This window comes from Alteromonas sp. WD8-37 (genome assembly GCF_055326825.1).
This window is the reverse complement of sequence record NZ_JBUZOV010000003.1, coordinates 207,924-228,106: the sequence shown is the minus strand read 5'-3', so window position 1 is coordinate 228,106 and position 20,183 is coordinate 207,924. Positions and strand designations below refer to the sequence as shown.

Here is a 20,183-nt window from a genome sequence, read left to right as displayed (position 1 = left end):
CCTTTGCTTAGCGTGCGCCAAGTTTGTTTAAGGCCACCCGCAACGCATCACCCTGGAGGTTGGCGCGGGCGATAGTTTTGAGCGCGTGAGCACGCTGTTCGATGGTGGCAATGACCTGGTTAAAGGCTTCAGCCTGCGCCTTCGGATCGGTTAGCTTGGACGGATCGGGCAGGCCCCAGTGCAGTTTTAAGCTACGCGAAAGATACAGCGGACAGGCTTCGCCGGCAGCGGCATCGCACACGGTAATCACCACATCGGCCGGATACTGTTCAAACTCATCCCATGACTGACTGCTCAGCCCATCTGTGGCATAGCCGGCGCGCTCCAGATAGGCCAGAGTTTGTGGATGAACTTGCCCGGCTGGCTGGCTGCCGGCACTTTTGGCCTGTACATCCGGCCCGGCCAGCTGATTAACAATGGCTTCGCTTAAAATGCTGCGGCAGCGGTTATGGGTACAGATAAATAAAATATTCATGATGGGCTCTTTTTAAGACGAACAGGCCGGCGCGCTGGCAGCAGCCAGATTATCGCGGGCTGCCTGCAGGTAGGCCGGATTGTGCTCCGTGGTGGTATTTAAAACAGTTAAGCACCAGGCGGGGAGCGCCGGATGCAGTTGATAGTGCACCCACTTGCCGCGCCGCTCGCCGGTAACCAGCGCGCATTTGCGTAGATCCGCCAGATGGCGGGAAATTTTAGGCTGGCTTAACCGCAGCGCATCAATCAGATCGCACACACACAAGCTGGTGTGCTCGCTTAACAGCAGCAGTATATGTAGCCGGGTGTCGTCGGCCAGACATTTGTAAAACGATAAGGGCGTCACACTCACCTCAGATATGAAATTTCAGATATGTGAAATACCGTATATGATAATGCTGTGGGTGTCCAGTGCTTAGCGTACGTATTATCGCCTAAACTTCAGACTGAACACCTGACAATGCGTGCACGCAACCCTGTAAAAAGTACCTGTCAGTATGGCTCGCAAGCGCTCCAGCTGGCGCAGAGTAAGGTTTAGCAGGCTGGCACTGGCTTTGCTCAGTAATATTTAATGGCTGTAATGGACAGCCACTTTGCATGTGGAGAACAACCATGTCGGGTTTTCACGGACATCTGGGCGTGTGGCCTTTGGCCGAACAAGGGTATCAATTTGCGGTATGGGCGCCGCATGCGCAGTCAATGGCGGTGGTGGGCGAGTTTAACGACTGGTCGGATAGCGCTCATCCCATGCAGCAGACCGAAGATGGTATCTGGTGGTGCGATTGCCCGGACGCCCGCAACGGCCAGCAATATCAGTTTGCCATGGAGGATTACCATGGCAACAAGCAGCAAAAAAATGACCCGCGCGCCCGCTTGCTGACCCACAGCGATGGCAACAGCATCATCTACGATGATGATCATGACTGGCAAAGCCATGACTTTGTGCCAGCGCCCATCCACCAGCAGGTGATTTACGAGCTGCATATCGGCACTTTTGCCAAACCGGATGCCGACACCGCCGGCACCTTCGCCACCGCCATCGACAAGCTGGATGAACTGCACGATATGGGGATCACCTGTATCGAGCTGATGCCGGTGAATGAATTTGCTGGCGATACCAGCTGGGGGTACAACCCGGCCTACCCGTTTGCGGTGGAAACCGCCTATGGCGGCCCGGAAGGGCTCAAACAACTGGTGGATGCCGCCCATCAGCGCGGCATGAGTGTGATTTTGGATGTGGTATATAACCACTTAGGCCCCAGCGATCTGGATATGTGGCAGTTTGATGGCTGGCATGAAAACAACAAAGGCGGTATCTATTTTTACAATGACTATCGCAGCGCCACTCCCTGGGGCGACACCCGCCCGGATTATGGCCGGCCTGAAGTGCGTCAGTATTTTATCGACAATGCTCTGATGTGGCTTAACGAATACCGTCTCGACGGGCTGCGCATGGATATGGTGCCCTATATGCGCAGTGTGTCCGGGGTGGACGATGGCAGCGATGATATCGAAGAAGCCTATACCCTGATTCGCCAGCTCAACGAACACATTCACAGCCAGTGTGCCAATAAGCTCACCCTGGCCGAAGACCTGCACAGTCATCACTTTATTACCGATGCACTGCCTGACGGCTGCGGCTACACCGCCCAGTGGGATGCCGGTTTTGTGCACCCGGTACGCCAGACCCTGACCGCCGGTGATGATAATACGGTGGCGCTGGAGCCGGTGGAACAGGCGGTGCTTCATACCTACAGCGGCCGGCCGTTTTCACGGGTGATTTATACCGAATCCCATGATGAGGTGGCCAATGGCCGGGCCCGGGTGGTGGAAGAAGTGGCCCCGGGCAATGTGGATGAGGACTTTTTTGCGCACCACAAAGGCATGCTGGCTGCTGCGCTGGTGATGACCAGCTGTGGTATACCGATGCTGTTTCAGGGCCAGGAATTTAAACAGCATGGCTGGTTTGATGACGAACATGACCTGGACTGGGAACGCAAAGACGAGTTCACGCATTATGTGGAAGGCTTTCGCCGGCTGATTGCGCTGCGTACCAACCAGCAACACACCAGTGCCGGGCTGACCGGCGCACTGACCGAGGTGGTGCATCGTGACCCGCAGCATAAGGTGCTTGGCTATGTGCGGCGCAACGAAGCCGATGATCAGCCAGTGTGGGTGTATCTGTGCCTGGCCAATCAGCAGGTGACTGAGTATCAGCTACACGGCCTGCCATCCCAGCCCCAGTGCCTGTTTGCCTGGCAGCAGGGCCAGCCCACGGAGATCACCCCCGACGAGGGCCGGGTCACTCTGGAGCCTTACAGCATCTTCATTTTTGGTGCTGGTTAATCGGCTGAATAAGTTTTATGCTTGACCCTGTAGTTTACTTGAGGGTTTATACTGGGCAGCATGAACACAGAGACCTTGATGAAAATTGGCGAACTGGCGCAGGCGGCCGGGGTGTCGGTAGAAACCATTCGCTTTTACGAAAGTAAAGGGCTGGTGGCCGCGACGCGCCGCTCGGCCAGCGGCTATCGCTTGTTCGCCGATGAGGACCGCAGCCGCCTGCTGTTTATTCAGCGGGCCAAGCAGGTGGGCTTTACCCTTGATGAGATCCATGAACTGTTGGCGCTGAAACTGCAGCCCGACAGCCATACCTGTGAAGAGGTAAAACAGCGCACCGAAGCCAAGTTAGACATGGTCAGCCAAAAAATCGCCGAGCTGGAGCGCATTCAGCGCTCGCTGCAGCGCCTGTATACCCGGTGCAGCGGTGGGCCGCAAAGTGCGCAACACTGCTCTATTTTGCAACTGCTGGAGTCGGATGATCCATTATGAATGATGTACTGCTGTTGGTGGACAATTTTGTCGCCTTGTTTGTGGAATCCGCACCCTGGTTGCTGCTGGGCTTAATGGTGGCCGGCATCATGCACGAACTGGTGCCGGTGAGCATTTTGCAACGCCATATGGGCAGTGCCAGCTACAGTGCCATCGGTAAGGCTGCAGTGATCGGCGCGCCGCTACCCTTGTGTTCCTGCGGTGTGATCCCGGCGGCGGTGGGCCTGCGCCGCAGCGGTGCCTCTAAACCCGCCACCGTGTCGTTTTTGGTGTCCACCCCGGAAACCGGGGTGGATTCGGTGTCGGTGTCCTATGCCCTGCTGGGCCCGTTGTATGCCATCGTGCGCCCGGTAGCGGCGATTTTAAGCGCGCTGTATGCCGGAGTCATGGTGAAATGGTTTGCCGGCGAAGAAACGCCGGCTGTCCAGCCAGCAAAAGCGCCGGCCAGCAGTTGTTGCAGTGCCCCGGCAGAAACCCAAGCCGCCACCACCGAGTCCAGCTGTTGCGACCATGATCATCCAACCGTAAAAACTCGCCAGACACCGGGCAAAGCTCGCGCCATGTGGCAGTTTGCCAGTGGCCAGCTGCTGGAAGATATTATGCTGTGGTTGTTACTGGGCCTGGGCCTGGCGGCAGCCATTCAAACTTGGGTGCCCACCGACTTTTTAACCCAGTGGGGTGATGGCTGGGTGGCCATGCTGGTGATGGCGCTGATTGGCGTGCCCATGTATATCTGCGCCACCGCCTCCACTCCAATCGCGGTAGGCTTTTTGGCTGTTGGTTTATCCCCGGGTGCAGTGCTGGTATTTTTGCTGGCCGGGCCGGCCACCAATGTGTCGACCATGGGCATGATTTACAAAGAGCTGGGCCGGCGCTCGCTACTGTTGTACGTATTTAGCGTGGTCAGTGCCAGTATTGGCCTAGGCTATGCCCTTAACAGCCTGATTGCAGCCTTCGACTGGCAGCATCTGATTGTCACTGCCGGCAGTCAGCATCATCACAACACACTGGTGGAGATGATTTACATCGGCTGTGCCATTGTGCTGGCGCTGATGATGGCCAAAAATTTGCTCACCCAGCTACATGAAAAATATAAATCCGGCGACCAGGCCAGTTGCTGTTCGTAACCACTTGGACGTTTTGATAGAGCGTACCCTCCCTGGGCTGTAGCCTCAGGGCTTCAGCCTAGGTACACTGGCAGCTTTGGTTCACAGCGGGCAATTTGGTATGACATCACCCTGGGTTATTGGTATGGATGGCGGCGGTACCCGCTGCCGTGCACGCTTGTTGCATCTGGCCAGTGGCCGCACCCTGGATGTGGAAACCGGCCCGGCCAATCCGGCGTCTAATGCCACACGCGCCTATGCCTCCGTGCTTGATGCCTGCACCAAGCTGCAACAACAAAGCGGGCTGCCGGAGTCAGAATTTGTCCGGATCCCGGCGGTGTTGGGGCTGGCCGGCCTGAATGTGGCCGACAGCGAGGCACGGGTTTCCCACTGGCAGCTACCCCTGCACCAAGTGCAATTTACCACCGATTTGCACATTGCCTGCGCCGGCGCCCATCGCGCCAGACACGGCGCAATTGTGATCACCGGTACCGGCAGCTCAGCCTGCTGTATCGGTGACCAGGGAATCAAAATCTGGGGCGGACACGGTTTTGTGCTGGGCGATGATGCCTCTGGCGCCTGGCTGGGCCGCCAGGCCTTGCGCCACACCTTACAAACCTTAGAAGGCATGCAACCGGCCAATGCTTTGTGTGAATCCGTGGTCTCTCAATTGGGCAGCGATTTGCCTGCGCAGCTGGTGGCTACCAGTTTAGCTTTCGAACCGACCGAGTTTGCTGCCCTGGCACCCTCAGTGTTTAACTGCGCAGCCGCCCAGGATCCTGCCGCCTGTGCGCTTTTGCGCGAGGGCGCAGCTTATCTGGACGCGGTGATTGCTCAGCTGTATCAGCAGCAGCCACTACGTATCGCCATGCTGGGCGGCCTGGCTCAAGCCTGGCAACCCTGGCTGGCGCCGGTGAGCCGCCAGTGTCTCTCAGACGCTTTGGCAAGCCCGCTGGAAGGCGCTACACTGCTGGCCCAACACCTTTTAGACGATAGCAGGGTATGACCGAGTTTTTTGCACCGCAGTTTTTTGATGGCCACACACTGCTGGCTGATGTGACCTTTGCTGTAGCCGATGGCAAGGTGGTGAGCGTCACACCCAATACCACCGCTGGCGCTGCTCAGGTACTAAATAGTCTGGTGGCACCGGGCATGGTGGATGTGCAGGTAAACGGCGGTGGTGGGGTCCAGGTCAATGACGCGCCCACCCCGGCCACCTGGCAGACTCTGGCCGATGCCCACCGGGTGCATGGCACCACCAGTGTACTGCCCACTGTCATCACCGATGACCTGGCCATTATGCAGCGGGCTGCAGACACCCAGGCCAGCATGCATCAAACCGATCCCGCGCGCTTTGTGGGCATTCATTTTGAAGGCCCGCATTTAAGCCAGGCCAAAAAGGGCATGCACAGCAGCGCCCATGTGCGCGGTTTGGGCGAAGCTGAAAAACAGCTATTTACCCGTAAAGATCTGGGTCAGGTAGTGGTCACCGTGGCCCCCGAAACCGTCTCGCCACAGGAAATCCGCTGGCTGGTCTGCCAAGGGGTGATTGTCAGCTTAGGCCATACCAATGCCAGCTATGAACAAGCCAGTGCCGCCATGGCTGCCGGTGCGACCGGGGTTACTCATCTGTACAATGCGATGTCGGCGCTGACCAGTCGCGAGCCCGGCGTGGTCGGCTGTGGTTTGTATGAAAAAGACGTATTCTGCGGGCTGATTGTGGATCTAGAACATGTGCATCCGGTCAGCGCGACGCTGGCCATGCAGGCCAAAGGGGCGGACCGGCTGATGCTGGTTACCGATGCCATGGGCCCGGCGGCCAGCGACACCGACTATTTTGACTACCAGGGCACCCGGGTTACCCGCCAGGGCAATACTCTGCGCCTGGCCGATGGTACCCTGGCCGGCTCCTGCCTGACCATGCAGCAGGCCATTGCCAATACGTATCTTACCCTTGGCCAACCGCTGGACGCCACCCTGGCCATGGCCACCTCGACCCCGGCGGCTTTTTTAGGCCGGCCAGAGATTGGCTCTTTGCAGACAGGAGCCACCGCTAACTTTATACTGTTAGACAGTGCATTGAATGTGACCGCCTGCTGGCAAAATGGCGAACCTGTCTCTATATAAAGTTGGCGTATTTAAAGCGTGGATTCAGCTGCCCTTCTCATAGCCATATGTTGCTCGCTTTAACACATCGCGGGTTCAAAAGTGAAGCAGGGGAGGCATGCTACTCCCCCCTCGTTATTAATTATCTGCCTTGTTCTCTTTCGCCACTGGGTAATTCAATGCTTTCCAGGCCTTCATACCTCCCAATAAATTACTTACTTGGGTATAGCCAGCTTTAAGCAACAGACTAACCGCTAATCCGGCTCTGTGCCCCACACCACAGGTAACGACTACAGGACGATTTTTGTCTAGTGGTAAGTCTGAAGCTTTTTCTTCCAGATACCCTACATAGCAGTGCATCGCATTGGGGATGTGACCAGACTCAAATTCATCAATTTCGCGAACATCTAAAATCTGGGGAGCCTCTTTTATATCATGCAAGGTGCGAGGTGATACAGAATTACAATGAGCCCATGGTTGGCCCGCATCCCGCCAGGCTTCATATCCACCAGCTAAGGCCCCTTTTATATTGTCCATACCAATATTACTGAGGTGGCGGACAGCTGGGTCGATGTCAGACTCTCGGTCTGTGACCAAAAAAATCTGCTGGTTTGCTTCGGCTACCCACCCACCAAAAACAGCCAGCCCGCCTAACCAAATACTGTAGCTCCCAGGGATATGTCCGCCTACGAATGCTTCTGGTAAGCGCGTATCGTAAACATGATTTCCATCGCTTTGGCGAGCAAAATCCGTTACTGGCAGAAGTGCGACATCTCCTGACAGTTTTGCAGGAGGCACCCCACCGTCTAAATTAATTTTTTCCATTTGTCTGAAATAAGGAGGGCGAGGTAAGCGCTCACCGCCTTTTTTGGCCGAAAACTCTGCACGTGACAGCGTAAAAACATCGTTGTAGGTTTTTTCATCGCCTAATGTAGACCAGGATCGATCTGCCATCCCACTACCGCACACCGAACCCGGCCCGTGTGCAGGCAGGATTAAAGCTGTATCCCCTAATCCTGCAAGTTTTTGATGAATGGAATCATAAATTTTTTCGGCGTTTTCTACTGACTTGTCCGAATCGGGTAAATCTGTGCGGCCGGTGTCACCAAAAAATAGCGTATCGCCTGTGAATATTGCCCATGCTGTCTCTGCTTGTTTACTCTCGTAGACTGCATAACACATACTTTCAGGTGTATGACCGGGTGTATGTATTGCTACAATACGAAGGTTGCCAATTTGAAAGGTGTCTCCATCCTGTAACCGAAGGTCTCCGTGACCAAATGTTGCAAAATCTCCATTGACGATTTTGGCTCCAGTGCGCTTGGCCAACCAGGCAGAACCCATTACAAAATCTTCCTGCCTGTGTGTTTCAGCTATATGAGTAATTCTGACACCCGCTTGGCGGGCTGCGTCCAGATAAGGTTGGACATGACGGCTGGGATCAACCAGTAGCGCCTCTTCGCCATCTGACAGCAACCAGGCATAATGCGCTATACCCGGAGTTTCGATACGCTGAACTTTCATTGCTTTCTCTCCATTTGGTTAACTGCACGAAAAAGATAAGACGTTAAATTCTTCCGCGTTGAACGAGCCAGTGATGGAGCACCATACCTACCAACATTGCTGCAACGAACAGCAACACATCAGTGTGCAGGGTAGTAAGCGCTACCAAACTGGGACCGGGGCAAAAGCCTCCTATCCCCCACCCAATACCGAAAATAGAGGCCCCCGCGATAAGTTTTTTATCTATTGAGGTGCTTGTGGGCATGTCAAAAGAGTTGCTAAATAATGGTTTTGAACGCTGTCGCACCCAATGAAAACCGGGCAATGCCACCGCCACGGCCCCACCCATTACAAATGCGAGGGTCGGATCCCAATTCGAACTCCAGTCTAGAAAGTTGAGAACTCTGGCCGGATTACTCATACCTGAAATAATCAGGCCCAGACCGAAGAGTGCGCCGCTAACTAAAGCCGCAAACAGTGTTTTCACGTCCCCCTCCTTTATCCCAATAGATGACGAATAAATGTGGTCGTAAGCACAGCTGCGCCGAAAAACACTAAGGTGGCAACCGTTGATCGAAGCGATAAACGCGCTAAACCAGCAACTCCGTGCCCAGATGTGCACCCACTGCCCAAGCGGGTGCCAAAGCCCACTAGTAAACCGGCTAAAACCATCCACCCACTATTTACTTGAGTTTGAACTGGAAAGGGGCCCACTACTAGTGCATAGACTATGGGAGCCAGTAACATGCCGCATAAAAAAGCCAGGCGCCAGTGCCGTTCATGGCCTTGACGCGTCAGTGCCCCTGCGGAAATACCTGAAATCCCAGCAATCCGACCTATGGCCAATAATAGAAACACAACAGCAATGCCAATTAACAAGCCGCCCGTCAGGCCGGCCCAGGGTTCGAATGGTGTAGACGTCCAGGAATCCATAGGCTCTCCTATCAATGCAAACCACATCTTGCTGTTTAGCTAATAAAATCTAGCAACAATTTATTGCATCACTGTATGCTTAGAACGAATCTTCGCCATTGAAACGTGCTTACTGGGCGGATTAGATCACCCCCCTGCTTTACCGCAGAAGTGGAATACCCTCACTTTTTAGAGAGCTAGCCTTAAACACAGGTAATACGAGTTTGGGCTTACAAGGTCATTGGATTTTAATTATCGAACTTGGATATTCAGGGTAGTTAAAGGCAATGCACAGTAAAGTGTCTTTGGGAGACCGAGTCGACCTTTCCTGACCCATAGATATTCAGTGTAACTACACCTCTCCACTTTGAATCATTCTTTTGAAATGCTATACCCTGAAGTACAGTAAAAGTTGATCACGTAGCCATCCGGTATGATATCAAATACAGGCTTGAAGGGCTAACTTGCAAAGGCGTATTGCGGCTATGGCATTTCACAGCCGCAATATAGCATTAGGGATCCACACACTCACAGGCTTGTTTGACCGTGCGGCTGGCCTGGTTCTCAGTCAGGCAGATTTCCGCCTGGTGGGTGGTACAGCGTTGTGCTTGGCCATCCGGTAGCGCTTGAGTTAAGGGTAACAGCTGCATATTTTTGCTTAGGAGGGTTTCGGTTTGTTGAGTACTGTCTTTACGCAGCACCACCGAAAAGCTTTGTTGGTTGGCAAACTCAGGGTTGTTGGCTAAAAAGTCGGCCATCTGTTGGGCCGGTCCGCCGCTAGCCAGGCTAGCGCTACTTACCAGCAAAGTGGCTCCGGCGCACATGGGGGCGATAATAGAGCGCGGTTGCATCTGTGGGTATCCTTTTTCACGTTATGAGTATCCGTCTACGTCCTACCGCATTGATGTCAGTGCACTGGCAGCAGCGCCCCTGCATAAAATGTGTACACCCCACCCTAACAGGCAGCCCCAGCCACAGCCTTTTACTCATGAGCACAAAGCGACTGCCGGCTTTTTACCGGTCAGTCTTTGTTGCGCTGCATCACCAGTGGCTCTTTGAAGGTTAATGTGCGATACGGGAATGGAATTTCGATACCGGCATCATCCAGCGTACGTTTGACCGCGCTGACCACTTCGCCACGCGAGCGGCGATGATCCAGCGGCGTCGGGCCGGTCCACCAGGTCACTTCAATATCAATACTGCTGCTACCAAAGCCGTGCAAAAACACTTGGATGGGTTTTTGGGTGTCCACCGTCGAGCAGTCTTTGAGAGTCTTTTCAATCAGGCTGACGGCCTGATCAGCATCCTCATCATAAGCCACCCCGGTCATGATGGTAATACGGCGCAGCTCCTGGTCGGTCAGCACACTGACTGCGTTTTTAAACAAAAACGAATTGGGCACCACCACCAGCTCCCCGTTGGTTTTTCGGATAGTGGTCATGCGCACCGAAATGCGTTCCACTTTGCCTAGAATCGACTCACATTCAATAAAGTCGCCTTTTTCAAACGGGTATTTCCACAACAGCAGCACACCGGCAAAAAAGTTTTCAAAAATTTCTTTAAAGGCAAAGCCGATAGCCACCGACGCCAGCCCGAGCCCGCCCAACGCCTTGGCCGGGGTCAGCCCCGGAAAGATGACCATGGCAGTGAGCAGCAAACCTAGCAGCCACACCCCGATATGCGCCAGGCGCACCAGCAGTTCGCTCAGCGACTGACGCATATGGCCGGTGAGCTTATGCACCAGTTTTCCGACCAGATTGGCCATCAGCCAGGTCAGCAGTATCACCACCACACCCGCAAACAGATACGGCAGATGTTCAATAAACTGGTGGACTATGCCCGTGACTGTTTCTTCCAGGGTCTGGAGCGGAGATAAATCTTCAACCGTCTTTTTATTATCCGATGCAGCATCCGGCTGCTGCGCCCAGGACGCCATGCTAAGCAGACTAAATAACAAAACGCAGATTCGGTGTGCCATAAACAGTCCCTGATTGGCTATAACGGGGGAGTCGGTATCAGGTATTAACGGCAGTACGCGAGGGTTGGTTCAAATAATAGTCACTCATCACACGCTCCCCTCAGCCAGATTGCCTGAGTTTAACCCTCATCTCGTACTTTTCAGGTTATTATCAAAAATAAAACTATTCATTTTGAAAGGAACAGACCATGTTTTCGTTTTTCAAACGCGACCCGGCCAAAAAGCTAAAAAAGCAACACGCCACGCTATTATAAAAAGCCATGATGGCTCAGCGTAATGGCGATATAAAAACCTACTCGACCCTGACCGCCCAGGCAGAACAGCTGGAGCAGCAAATCAAGCAGGCAGAAGCAGCGAAGTAAGTGGGCCTGGCCTAACCACCACGGGTGTATTTCGGGTCAAAGATATTGTTGATAATCCCACTCCTGGACTACCCCGTCCGAGCTCAACGTCACCAGATTACCAGCGGCATTGGTGGTTAAGTCCATCACGGTTGCATTGGCGGTATAGCGTTTGATGGTCCAGGAGGTAATCTCATCGCCGCTGGCTGCATCCCACAGAGTGACAACATTTTTGGGAGAGGTGGTAATCAGATACTGGCCGTTTTCAACAAACAGCCCGTGGCGAAAAAACCGAAAGCGCTCAAAGTAAGACAATGCTGATAGTTTGTCGCCGCTGTGTTTGTCCAAAATCCAGTGGTCGGTTAGTGCATCAGACACAAACAGCTTATCAGACGCATCATCCACTGCCAGCGCAGTAATTCTGGAACGAAAGGTGTGCTGATATGCGATATCGCCGCTGGCAATTTCCCAGTAGGCCAGATTTTTATCGGTGGAGCCCGATAATGCAAACGGGCTGTCACCCGCATAGGCCAGCCGGGTGACCTGCAGGGTGTGATGGTCCAGTTTCAGCGCATTGCCAGTACGCAAATCCACCAACAATACCGCCCCATCCGTCATACCGACCAACACTTTGTGACCAGTATGATCAACAAACAGCCGGGAAACCGTGGCACTGGCTTGAAATCCCAGCACATCCCAGGAGGTGATGACCGAGCCATCCACCATGCTGAGCAAACTGACACTCCAGTGCCCGGCCACCGCCAATCGCTGCTTATCACCGGATAATACGAGCCGGGTGATTTCGCCGTTGAAGCGCTCAGGGCCCCAGGCATGAACTTGCTGTTGCGCCACCGTATTCCAAACACTGACCTGCTGATCCGCGGTCAGCAGCGCAATCAACGAGGCATCTTGTGCTAAGTCCGCCGAGACTACCGGGTTCTCAACAAAGCGGTGCAAAGAAGAAGACTGCAACATCTCAGGCTCGTTGCCACATCCCATCAACAAGCTGATAAGCCACATTCCAACCCCCAGGCGAGCCCAGCTTACTAAGGCTCGCAGCCGGCAAAAGTCTTTCATACCGATGATACATCCCTTTATATTTATAAAATAACACCTGACAGACTGCCTCAGCGCGCAGCCAAACTTTACCAGTTGGGGAGGGGAAGTCCACAGGGAGTCAGAATTAGGACTATTGTTGTTTGGCAGCTTTGTACGTGAAGCGGACGGCCGCTACAGCTTTTTAATGGCCAAAAACGAGCTAGGGTTGGAGTTCGTTTTGGATCGTAAAGCACATTGTTTGTATGGATACAGCGGACTTACGATCCTATTAAATGGTCGGCAAATCTTAATTTAGATTGAGGTGATCTTTTCGGTTATCGCTCTGACTTTACCAACGGATACACCAAATGCCCTTCCAGTATCTTCCATGTATTTAATCACTGATTTTGATATTTCACCTTCATATCTCGCATATGGGTCAATGAACTGATTTAGGTTGGATAACTTTATCTCAAGGGTGGTTTTCGACCAAGATACTGTTTCTTCTGGAATCAATGTAGGGTACTGCAAAGACAATGCTAGCACTTGTTCTGCGATTCCCTTTAGTTCTCCAAGTGCCTGTTTTACTTCTATAAATGACGGTTTTCCAACTATCATATCTTGTTGCTGCTTGAGCAATTGAGAGGCGTCGGGGTTAGTCTTTATCGCTTCTTCAAAATACAGGAACTCCTGTACCGCTTCGTAATTATTGATAATTATTACAACCTGTTTAGAGGCTGGAATCATGTATTGATTTATCTTAGCTAGAGTATCGAGTTCAAGAACAGCGCGTTTGTGTTCTTTGCTGTCATTCGATGCATTTATTTGGCTTACAGCGTTGAGAGCTACGATACCAATTAAACAGGCAGCATTTAGACCAATATATTTGGTAGGTTTTTCTGTTTCTTGCATCTTTCTCATAGTCAGATTCAAAAAAAGTGAGAGCAACGCTAAAGCAGCAGATGAGATTGCAATTATCAATTTTTTTCCTTCGAGTAGTGAATAAGTCGAGTAGATATTATGGAGTATTTTGGATTTCCAAAATACGATAAATAAATGGTTAACTTACTGAAGTAAAATTATCTAGCTGCTGGATGGGACTTTCATAAGCACGCTCTAGCTCAAGATTAGTAAGCGTGTATGAACCGTCGTTGTTCAGATTTAGCGTTGATTAATAAAATTTCCCAAGATCCTGATAGCTTCAATACCATCTGCGACAGGTAACTCGTTGTAATCCACTTTTGTATCTAAGACTCGACGTATATATGTACCGCTACTATCTTCAAATTTAGGATGCACGTATGGATTTCGCATTTTTCTGAGGGAGGTTAACTGGTCAGCCAAATCACTATCAATGACTTTATGAGCCAATGCTGCTGCAATGAGTTTCGCAAACCCTTTTGTTGCGATAGCCTCATACTCTGTAAGTACAAATGAATGCGCTAAAGAATGTTCAATGACTAATTGGCACAGCAACACACAGGAAATAAAGTTTCCGTATTTAAAACTCTCTTCAATTTCAGCTAGGATTGCAGGGTCTATGCCTCCGCTTAAAGCCCAACTTTCACGATGAAGGTTAACGACATGACTACGGAAATAACTCACTCTTTTTCTTGGGGAATCAAAGTCCCGATATTTCTCCACCCAATTCAAAGTGCACTCCGCAGTTCAGGCTCAGATCGTCTGCAATTTGACTTGTACTAACTTGTCTTCATCCTTTAGTTCAGTTTTCAAGAACTGAACCCATTTCATGGAGTATAAATAGCCGTCGAAACCCTCTACATAAGCAGAATGCTCTCCCGCATATGTCCTGTCAGTTTCTCTGGGCCTAGCTTCATAAAACTTCCAACACTTAGTATGCAATGTCATGTTAAACGAGGGAATCTTCTTAGATACCAATTCAACTACTCGTTTAGGCTTTAATTTAAAGGGGTTTTCCACCCCCTTGATAAATGCGACAGCCTGCTCGTAATTTTGAAGTTGCTCTTCAGAGAGGCTGTTGACATTGATAAACTCAACCGCCAAATCAGACGATGTAGCATGATTGCCTAACTTGGGAACCAAAAAAGCTCTAAGTCTATACTTTTGGCTTTGGGCAATTTCGTCGCTCAAATCATCACGATACGTCTCCATGTAATCCTTAACTACTTTGTAGTTTTCTTTTTGTAATTGTTTTAGGGCATCTATTTGGGCTTGTTCCGAAATACGTGTAAGTTGCATGGCAAAAGCAAGTGAAGTTGTTAGTGCATGGACATCACCAAACTCTTGGACAATTATCTCTTCAAAGTTGTTGAGTGCTGACTGGCACTCTCCCACAACGGCCAAGTCGATAGCAGGTAAATTACGATGTTCTATTTTGTTTCGAAGACCAATTAAAAACTTCAGATTTGCTTTTTCGGGGCTTTCTATTCCACTCCAATAATGGTCCACACATTCAGAAAGCTCCCATGCCTTCTTATCTCCATCAATCACGACTGGATTGCCACCATGGTCGTAATGAAAATAGTCCACGCCCCGCTTTTCAAAAATCGCATGGAACAACGCGGTGAAAGCGATATTTATATTTACGATAAAGCCGTAAGTTTTAAACTCAGTGTATGGGTTGTTGTAGATTGAAACTGCTAATAGAGCAAATTCCTTTGCTTTGTGAATAAGGACACCTTTAGCTGACATGTCTGCCGTTTGTTGTAACTTTTGGCTATGTACAGCTCTGAATTCTTCTTTGCTTAAAAAGCAAACACCTGAACTTGTGTACTGATCCCCATCTCTTTCGACATATTGATGCCAGCGCTTTGATGGGTATGTTCTGCATGTATCGACTTTCCATCCAGTAGCATCGGCAAGTTGTCGTATGGTAAACGCTTCGCCTTGGCGCTCGCGGCTAGTTAAAAATTCGAACGCCAAATCGACTTTCTCATATCTACTCATCGTATCCTTACTTTTTATATCAACTAACGATCCCAAGAAAACTTATCTGCCATAATTGCTTTGTAGTTGTCAGAACAACCAGACAGGAGCTGCTCACAACCGCCCATTTCAGATTCACACGTTGGAGAAACCAGAAAAGGGGTTTCACTAGAGATTAAAACATTGACGATGTTGTTGTACCTGTCAGTATCCTCGTGATGGTCAATTGCATATAGCCCCCAACATTGATTGATAAACGGGTCGATTACCTCATAGATAAATGTTTTTGTATCGCAGGGCCAATCATCAGGCGCGGTAAAATGTTGTATAGTATTCCTAAGCTGTCCAAACGATTTATACAACTCATGATTAGGTAATTTTATCCCTGTTGCAGCCCAAAGCCGTTCAGGTAAGTCCAAGTAAGAAAACGTTTTCGCACTTTTCACCAAGTCTTTAAAACTCAGGATATCAACCTCAGCTTGATTTGAACGCGGTATTTTTTCGAAAATTAATAACGGGTGTTCTTGCGCAATTCTAGCTTTGATAAAAATTTCAGCAGCATGTGCCGCTTGAAGCACTGACATTTCATCCCACATCTCACCTTCGAAACTATGAAAGCACGAATGATAGTTTGCATGAGAGAGAGCAGCTCTCCCCAACCTAATCATATGCTCATGAACTTGGTTCAATTCCTTTTGCATAGCGCCCGTATTTTTGTTGGAAATTAATTAATCATATTAAAAGCTTACTGAAAAACCTACAACAAACTTTAATTTCGGGCAGAAGGATGAAACCGCATATACGACTCATTCAATTCACTCTGCACTATATGCGTGTACACCTGCGTAGTAGAAAGGTCTGCATGGCCTAGATATTCTTGAATCTGGCGAAGGTTAGCACCATTGCTGAGCATGTGTGTTGCTGCTGAATGACGAAACACATTACAGGCGGCGTTGATATTGAAGCCAGCCATTAATAGGCCTAGGGTCCGCTGTTTGTCTTTAGCGGACTATTCCACTCTAACTATATGAAGCCTGTCCACAGCCAACGCAGCCCCCTCGCCTCCTTGATACCTGAAGACAATAAAGAAACGTCTGGCTGCCTCCTACAAAAAAGAGCCATAGTAGCCTTCGCCACTATGACCCTCTTTAGATCTCGGCAATTCAACCGCCTCTCCCTTACAAAAAGAGGCGCCTTATACTCTGTGCTTATTCCACTGTCACCGACTTGGCCAGGTTGCGGGGCTGATCCACATCGGTGCCTTTGATCAGTGCCACATAGTATGACAGCAGCTGCAATGGCAGGGTGTACACGATGGGCGCGATAGCAGGCTCGCAGTGCGGTACATTGATGACCCGCATGGTGTCGTCGCCTTTAAATTTGGCATTTTTATCGGCAAACACATACATCAGGCCGCCGCGGGCGCGCACTTCTTCCACATTGGATTTGAGCTTTTCCAGCAATTCGTTGTTTGGCGCTACCACGATGACTGGCATTTCTTCGTCAATCAGCGCCAGCGGGCCGTGCTTAAGCTCACCCGAGGCATAAGCTTCGGCGTGAATGTAGGAGATCTCTTTAAGCTTGAGCGCTCCTTCCATGGCGATGGGATACTGGTCACCGCGACCCAAAAACAGACTGTGGTTTTTGTCAGCAAATTCTTCGGCCAGATCTTCGATACCTTCGCTGATGGTCAGGGTTTCTTCCAGCTTGGCTGGCAGGCTGTGCAGCGCGCGCACGATCTGTGCTTTATCGTCGCTGCAGATGCCGTTGTGCTCGCCAATGGCCAGGGTCAGCATCAAAAAGGCAGTGAGCTGGGTGGTAAAGGCTTTGGTCGAGGCCACGCCAATTTCGGCACCGGCCTTGGTCATAAAGGCCATGTCGGATTCGCGCACCAGCGACGAGCCAGGCACATTACAGATGGTCAGGCTGGCCATGTAACCCAAATCTTTGGCCAGACGCAGAGCGGCCAGGGTGTCGGCAGTTTCGCCGGATTGTGAGATGGTCACCAGCAGGCTGTTTTCATGCACCACGGATTTGCGATAGCGAAATTCTGAGGCAATCTCCACGCCACACGATACATTGGCATAGTGCTCCAGCCAATAGCGCGCAGTCATGCCGGCATGGTAGCTGGTACCACAGGCAATGATTTGCACATGTTTGACCTGGGCCAGGATCTCCACCGCCTGCTCACCAAAAATATTGCCCATCAGGCCATGCTCATCCAGGCGACCTTTCAAGGTATTACGTACCACGGTAGGCTGCTCGTGAATTTCTTTGAGCATATAGTGGCGGTACCCGGCTTTATCCCCGGCATCGTGCTCAATGTTTGATTCGATGATTTCACGCTCAACCGGCGCACCGTCCTTATCAAAAATCAGTACTTCGCGGCGGCTCACTTCAGCCACATCGCCTTCTTCCAAAAAGATAAAGCGACGAGTGACAGGCAGCAGCGCCATCTGGTCTGAGGCAATAAAGTTTTCGCCTAAGCCTAAGCCAATCACCAGCGGACTGCCCGAGCGGGCCACTACTACTTTGGACGGATCTTCGCGGTCCATGATCACTGTGCCGTAGGCACCGTGAAACTGGCTCACCGCACGCTGCACAGCTGACAACAACGTTGCGCCCTGTTGCAGCTCGTGATCCACTGTGTGGGCGATGGTTTCGGTGTCGGTGTCGCTGGTAAAGGTATACCCCTTGGCGCTTAACTGTTCTTTTAAGTCGAGGTAGTTTTCGATGATGCCGTTGTGCACCACTGCAACCCGCTCGTTAGACATGTGCGGGTGAGCATTGTCTTCAGTCACCCCACCATGGGTGGCCCAGCGGGTGTGGGCAATACCGGTACTGCCCGGCGCACCATGCTGACTAACCGCATCGGCCAGCTCCTGCACCTTGCCGGTGCGGCGCAGGCGCTGCAGGCTACCATCCTGCTGCAACAGGGCCACGCCGGCCGAGTCGTAACCGCGGTACTCCAGGCGCTTTAAGCCTTCCAATAAAATTTCTACGACATTACGTTCGGCGACAGCGCCAACAATTCCACACATAATCTTACTCTCCATCCGGGCTGGCGGTCAGTACCGTTACACCCTGCTGCTCAATTTGTTGTTTGGTATCCGGGTCGATGTGCTCATCGGTGATAAGATACGCTATGCTCTGCCAGGGCAATTCCAGGTTAGGCATTTTGTGCGCAAACTTGCCCGATTCGGCCATGATGACCACTTTGGAGGCGGCTTGCGCCATGGTCTGGGTTAAACCGGTCAATTCATTAAACGTTGTGGTGCCCCGCTCGACATCCAGCCCCGAGGCGCCGATAAAAGCAAAGTCAAAGCTGTAGGCCTGTACCAGCTGTTCGGCCATATGGCCCTGAAACGACTGCGATTGCGCGTCCCAGGTGCCGCCGGTCATCAGCACTGTTGGCTCATTATCCTGCTGGGTCAGATAATTCGCGGCATGGAGCGAATTAGTCATGACCACCAGGCGCGATAGCCGGGCCAGATGCGGCAATAGCGACGCTGTGGTACTGCCACTGTCCAACAATAGCCGCGTGTTATTGGCCAGCAACCCAGCTGCCACGTTACCGATAGCCGTTTTTTGCTGTGACACCCGGGTTTGGCCGGCGGTGCTGTCAGCCGGTACCGGTAACGGGGCTGCGCCGCCAAACTGGCGTACCAGCAGACCCTGCTCGGCCAGCACAGTCAGATCCTTGCGAATGGTCACCTCAGAGGTGGTAAATTCGCCGGCCAGGGTTTCCACCTGCACCTGACCTTCCCGGTTGACCCACTCGACAATGGCCTGACGGCGTTGTTGGGTATTGCGTTTTTGCATCAACGAAACTTATTATTTCAAACTGAAAGTTATTAAATCGAAAATTCTTACGAACTGCAATTTAATTTGGATTATTTTGTAAGAAAATGGTTTTGTTTTCGTCTGCACTGGCTCGTGCAGCCGCCATGATTTGCATCACTGGCAGTACACTGCGAGCATCACATGGCGATGGTGTACCGGCCACACAATGGTCAATCAGACTCCGGTAAAAGGCCCGGTAGTCGCCGCGCTCGGTGGGCTGTTCAAAGGCCCCGTCGGCGCTAAACAAGCAGCCATAATCGGTACGCGGCTCTTTGCCCCAGGCCGGGTCATCTAGTGAGGTACCGGCGCGCAGTTGGTTTTCCTGCGGATCTAAGTTGTACTTGCGGTAGTTGCCGGAGGTGCCCTGCACATCAAAACGCAAGGTGGGGCCGGCCTGAAACGGCGAGCTGCCCAACACCACCTGTTTGTCGGCATAATCCAGGCATACTTCAAAACAATCATCGCTTTGGCTGTTATCGCGCAGCGCCCGGATACTGGCTTGCACAGACAACGGTAGGCCGAATAGCTGCACGCACTGATCGACCAAATGCGGCCCCAGATCCCAAAAAATACCCGCCCCGGGCCCGGCATTTTCGCGCCAGCGATTGCGTGGATGTGGCCGGAAGCGGTCAAAACGGCTCACCATGCGACGCACGCTACCCAACTGATGCTCGGCCAAAAGCTTTTGGATGGTCAGAAAATCCCCGTCAAAGCGTCGGTTATGGAACACCTGCAGCCGGCGACCAGCCTGCTGAGCTTCTTCTACCAATGCCTGGGCATCAGATACAGACAGGGTGAATGGCTTTTCTACCAGCACATCTACACCGGCCTGCAAACACTGGCGGGCTTGTTCGGCGTGCAGGGTATTGGGGGTGGTGATCACACACCAGTCAGGCTGCTGCTGAGCCAGCGCTTCATCCAGGCTGGCAAAGACCGGCACACCAGGCAGGTGCTCTGCCACCGCGTCGGGCCGCGAGGACACCACGCCGCCTATCGTAGTCTGGGCGTTGGCCTGTAAAAAAGGTAAATGAAAGGTCTGGGCAGAAAAGCCAAAACCGACTAACAGCGTCGAAAGCATACACACATTCCTGTATCGAAAAAGAGTGTGGCTATCTGGTAGATGTAGTCAAGCCACACCGGGAA

Annotated in this window: 21 protein-coding genes and 1 pseudogene; 6 read left to right on the top strand and 16 right to left on the bottom strand. The window is 51.7% G+C overall.

Annotation, left to right across the window (positions count from 1 at the left end; genetic code table 11):
* Nucleotides 1–7: 7 nt before the first annotated feature.
* Both ACTUJZ_RS09985 and ACTUJZ_RS09980 read right to left on the bottom strand, forming a co-directional pair.
* On the bottom strand, nt 8–475 hold the full coding sequence (locus ACTUJZ_RS09985; RefSeq protein WP_463636163.1) for an arsenate reductase ArsC: 468 nt from the start codon (nt 473–475) through the stop codon (nt 8–10).
* 12 nt (nt 476–487) lie between these two features.
* Nucleotides 488–820, bottom strand: a complete 333-nt coding sequence (locus ACTUJZ_RS09980; RefSeq protein WP_463636162.1) for a metalloregulator ArsR/SmtB family transcription factor — start codon at nt 818–820, stop codon at nt 488–490.
* A 266-nt stretch (nt 821–1,086) separates the two neighbouring features.
* On the opposite strand from ACTUJZ_RS09980, the gene ACTUJZ_RS09975 reads away from it, so the two are divergent.
* The 5 genes from ACTUJZ_RS09975 to nagA all read left to right on the top strand — a co-directional run bounded on the left by ACTUJZ_RS09975 (nt 1,087) and on the right by nagA (nt 6,539).
* Nucleotides 1,087–2,820, top strand: a complete 1,734-nt coding sequence (locus tag ACTUJZ_RS09975) for an alpha-amylase family glycosyl hydrolase (RefSeq protein ID WP_463636161.1) — start codon at nt 1,087–1,089, stop codon at nt 2,818–2,820.
* Between the two features lie 60 nt (nt 2,821–2,880).
* Nucleotides 2,881–3,306, top strand: coding sequence for a Zn(2+)-responsive transcriptional regulator (gene zntR, locus ACTUJZ_RS09970; protein WP_463636159.1), 426 nt, complete (start codon nt 2,881–2,883; stop codon nt 3,304–3,306).
* Nucleotides 3,303–4,433, top strand: coding sequence for an SO_0444 family Cu/Zn efflux transporter (locus ACTUJZ_RS09965; protein WP_463636158.1), 1,131 nt, complete (start codon nt 3,303–3,305; stop codon nt 4,431–4,433). Before zntR ends, ACTUJZ_RS09965 begins: the two co-directional genes overlap by 4 nt.
* 100 nt (nt 4,434–4,533) lie before the next feature.
* Nucleotides 4,534–5,418, top strand: a complete 885-nt coding sequence (locus ACTUJZ_RS09960; RefSeq protein ID WP_463636157.1) for a glucosamine kinase nucleotide-binding domain-containing protein — start codon at nt 4,534–4,536, stop codon at nt 5,416–5,418.
* Nucleotides 5,415–6,539 carry an N-acetylglucosamine-6-phosphate deacetylase gene (gene nagA / locus ACTUJZ_RS09955; RefSeq protein ID WP_463636156.1) on the top strand — a complete coding sequence of 375 codons (1,125 nt, stop codon included), beginning with the start codon at nt 5,415–5,417 and terminating at the stop codon, nt 6,537–6,539. The genes ACTUJZ_RS09960 and nagA overlap by 4 nt, the downstream gene beginning before the upstream one ends.
* A 117-nt stretch (nt 6,540–6,656) precedes the next feature.
* Here the strand turns inward: nagA and ACTUJZ_RS09950 are convergent, their stop codons facing one another.
* From ACTUJZ_RS09950 to ACTUJZ_RS09930, 5 genes are all read right to left on the bottom strand, one after another.
* The gene (locus ACTUJZ_RS09950; protein ID WP_463636155.1) at nt 6,657–8,042 is read right to left on the bottom strand and encodes an MBL fold metallo-hydrolase; all 1,386 of its coding nucleotides are present in this window, start codon (nt 8,040–8,042) and stop codon (nt 6,657–6,659) included.
* Nucleotides 8,043–8,085: 43 nt separating this feature from the next.
* Entirely contained in the window at nt 8,086–8,508 is a 423-nt protein-coding gene (locus tag ACTUJZ_RS09945) for a DUF6691 family protein (RefSeq protein ID WP_463636154.1), read from the bottom strand.
* Between the two features lie 11 nt (nt 8,509–8,519).
* Nucleotides 8,520–8,954, bottom strand: coding sequence for a YeeE/YedE family protein (locus ACTUJZ_RS09940; RefSeq protein ID WP_463636153.1), 435 nt, complete (start codon nt 8,952–8,954; stop codon nt 8,520–8,522).
* Nucleotides 8,955–9,445: 491 nt separating this feature from the next.
* Nucleotides 9,446–9,784 (bottom strand): hypothetical protein, encoded by a 339-nt coding sequence (locus ACTUJZ_RS09935; protein ID WP_463636152.1) that lies wholly within the window; start codon nt 9,782–9,784, stop codon nt 9,446–9,448.
* Between the two features lie 170 nt (nt 9,785–9,954).
* Nucleotides 9,955–10,911 carry a mechanosensitive ion channel family protein gene (locus ACTUJZ_RS09930; RefSeq protein WP_463636151.1) on the bottom strand — a complete coding sequence of 319 codons (957 nt, stop codon included), beginning with the start codon at nt 10,909–10,911 and terminating at the stop codon, nt 9,955–9,957.
* A 188-nt stretch (nt 10,912–11,099) separates the two neighbouring features.
* Here ACTUJZ_RS09930 and ACTUJZ_RS09925 point away from each other — a divergent pair.
* A pseudogene (locus tag ACTUJZ_RS09925) lies at nt 11,100–11,273 on the top strand (DUF6435 family protein).
* Nucleotides 11,274–11,309: 36 nt separating this feature from the next.
* On the opposite strand, the gene ACTUJZ_RS09920 reads toward ACTUJZ_RS09925, so the two are convergent.
* The 9 genes from ACTUJZ_RS09920 to ACTUJZ_RS09880 all read right to left on the bottom strand — a co-directional run bounded on the left by ACTUJZ_RS09920 (nt 11,310) and on the right by ACTUJZ_RS09880 (nt 20,118).
* Nucleotides 11,310–11,816 carry a WD40 repeat domain-containing protein gene (locus ACTUJZ_RS09920; RefSeq protein WP_463636312.1) on the bottom strand — a complete coding sequence of 169 codons (507 nt, stop codon included), beginning with the start codon at nt 11,814–11,816 and terminating at the stop codon, nt 11,310–11,312.
* 786 nt (nt 11,817–12,602) lie between these two features.
* Entirely contained in the window at nt 12,603–13,271 is a 669-nt protein-coding gene (locus tag ACTUJZ_RS09915) for a hypothetical protein (RefSeq protein ID WP_463636150.1), read from the bottom strand.
* Between the two features lie 180 nt (nt 13,272–13,451).
* On the bottom strand, nt 13,452–13,895 hold the full coding sequence (locus ACTUJZ_RS09910; protein WP_463636149.1) for a hypothetical protein: 444 nt from the start codon (nt 13,893–13,895) through the stop codon (nt 13,452–13,454).
* Between the two features lie 69 nt (nt 13,896–13,964).
* Nucleotides 13,965–15,218: a DUF3644 domain-containing protein gene (locus ACTUJZ_RS09905; RefSeq protein WP_463636148.1), complete on the bottom strand. Its 1,254-nt coding sequence runs from the start codon at nt 15,216–15,218 to the stop codon at nt 13,965–13,967.
* A 23-nt stretch (nt 15,219–15,241) separates the two neighbouring features.
* Nucleotides 15,242–15,898: a hypothetical protein gene (locus ACTUJZ_RS09900; protein WP_463636147.1), complete on the bottom strand. Its 657-nt coding sequence runs from the start codon at nt 15,896–15,898 to the stop codon at nt 15,242–15,244.
* Between the two features lie 68 nt (nt 15,899–15,966).
* The gene (locus ACTUJZ_RS09895) at nt 15,967–16,170 is read right to left on the bottom strand and encodes a tyrosine-type recombinase/integrase (protein ID WP_463636146.1); all 204 of its coding nucleotides are present in this window, start codon (nt 16,168–16,170) and stop codon (nt 15,967–15,969) included.
* Nucleotides 16,171–16,405: 235 nt separating this feature from the next.
* Complete coding sequence (glmS, locus tag ACTUJZ_RS09890; RefSeq protein WP_463636145.1) at nt 16,406–18,238, bottom strand: glutamine--fructose-6-phosphate transaminase (isomerizing); 1,833 nt, start codon at nt 18,236–18,238, stop codon at nt 16,406–16,408.
* A 4-nt stretch (nt 18,239–18,242) separates the two neighbouring features.
* Entirely contained in the window at nt 18,243–19,019 is a 777-nt protein-coding gene (locus tag ACTUJZ_RS09885; RefSeq protein ID WP_463636144.1) for a DeoR/GlpR family DNA-binding transcription regulator, read from the bottom strand.
* A gap of 61 nt (nt 19,020–19,080) precedes the next feature.
* Entirely contained in the window at nt 19,081–20,118 is a 1,038-nt protein-coding gene (locus tag ACTUJZ_RS09880) for a Gfo/Idh/MocA family oxidoreductase (RefSeq protein WP_463636143.1), read from the bottom strand.
* Between the last annotated feature and the right edge of the window lie 65 nt (nt 20,119–20,183).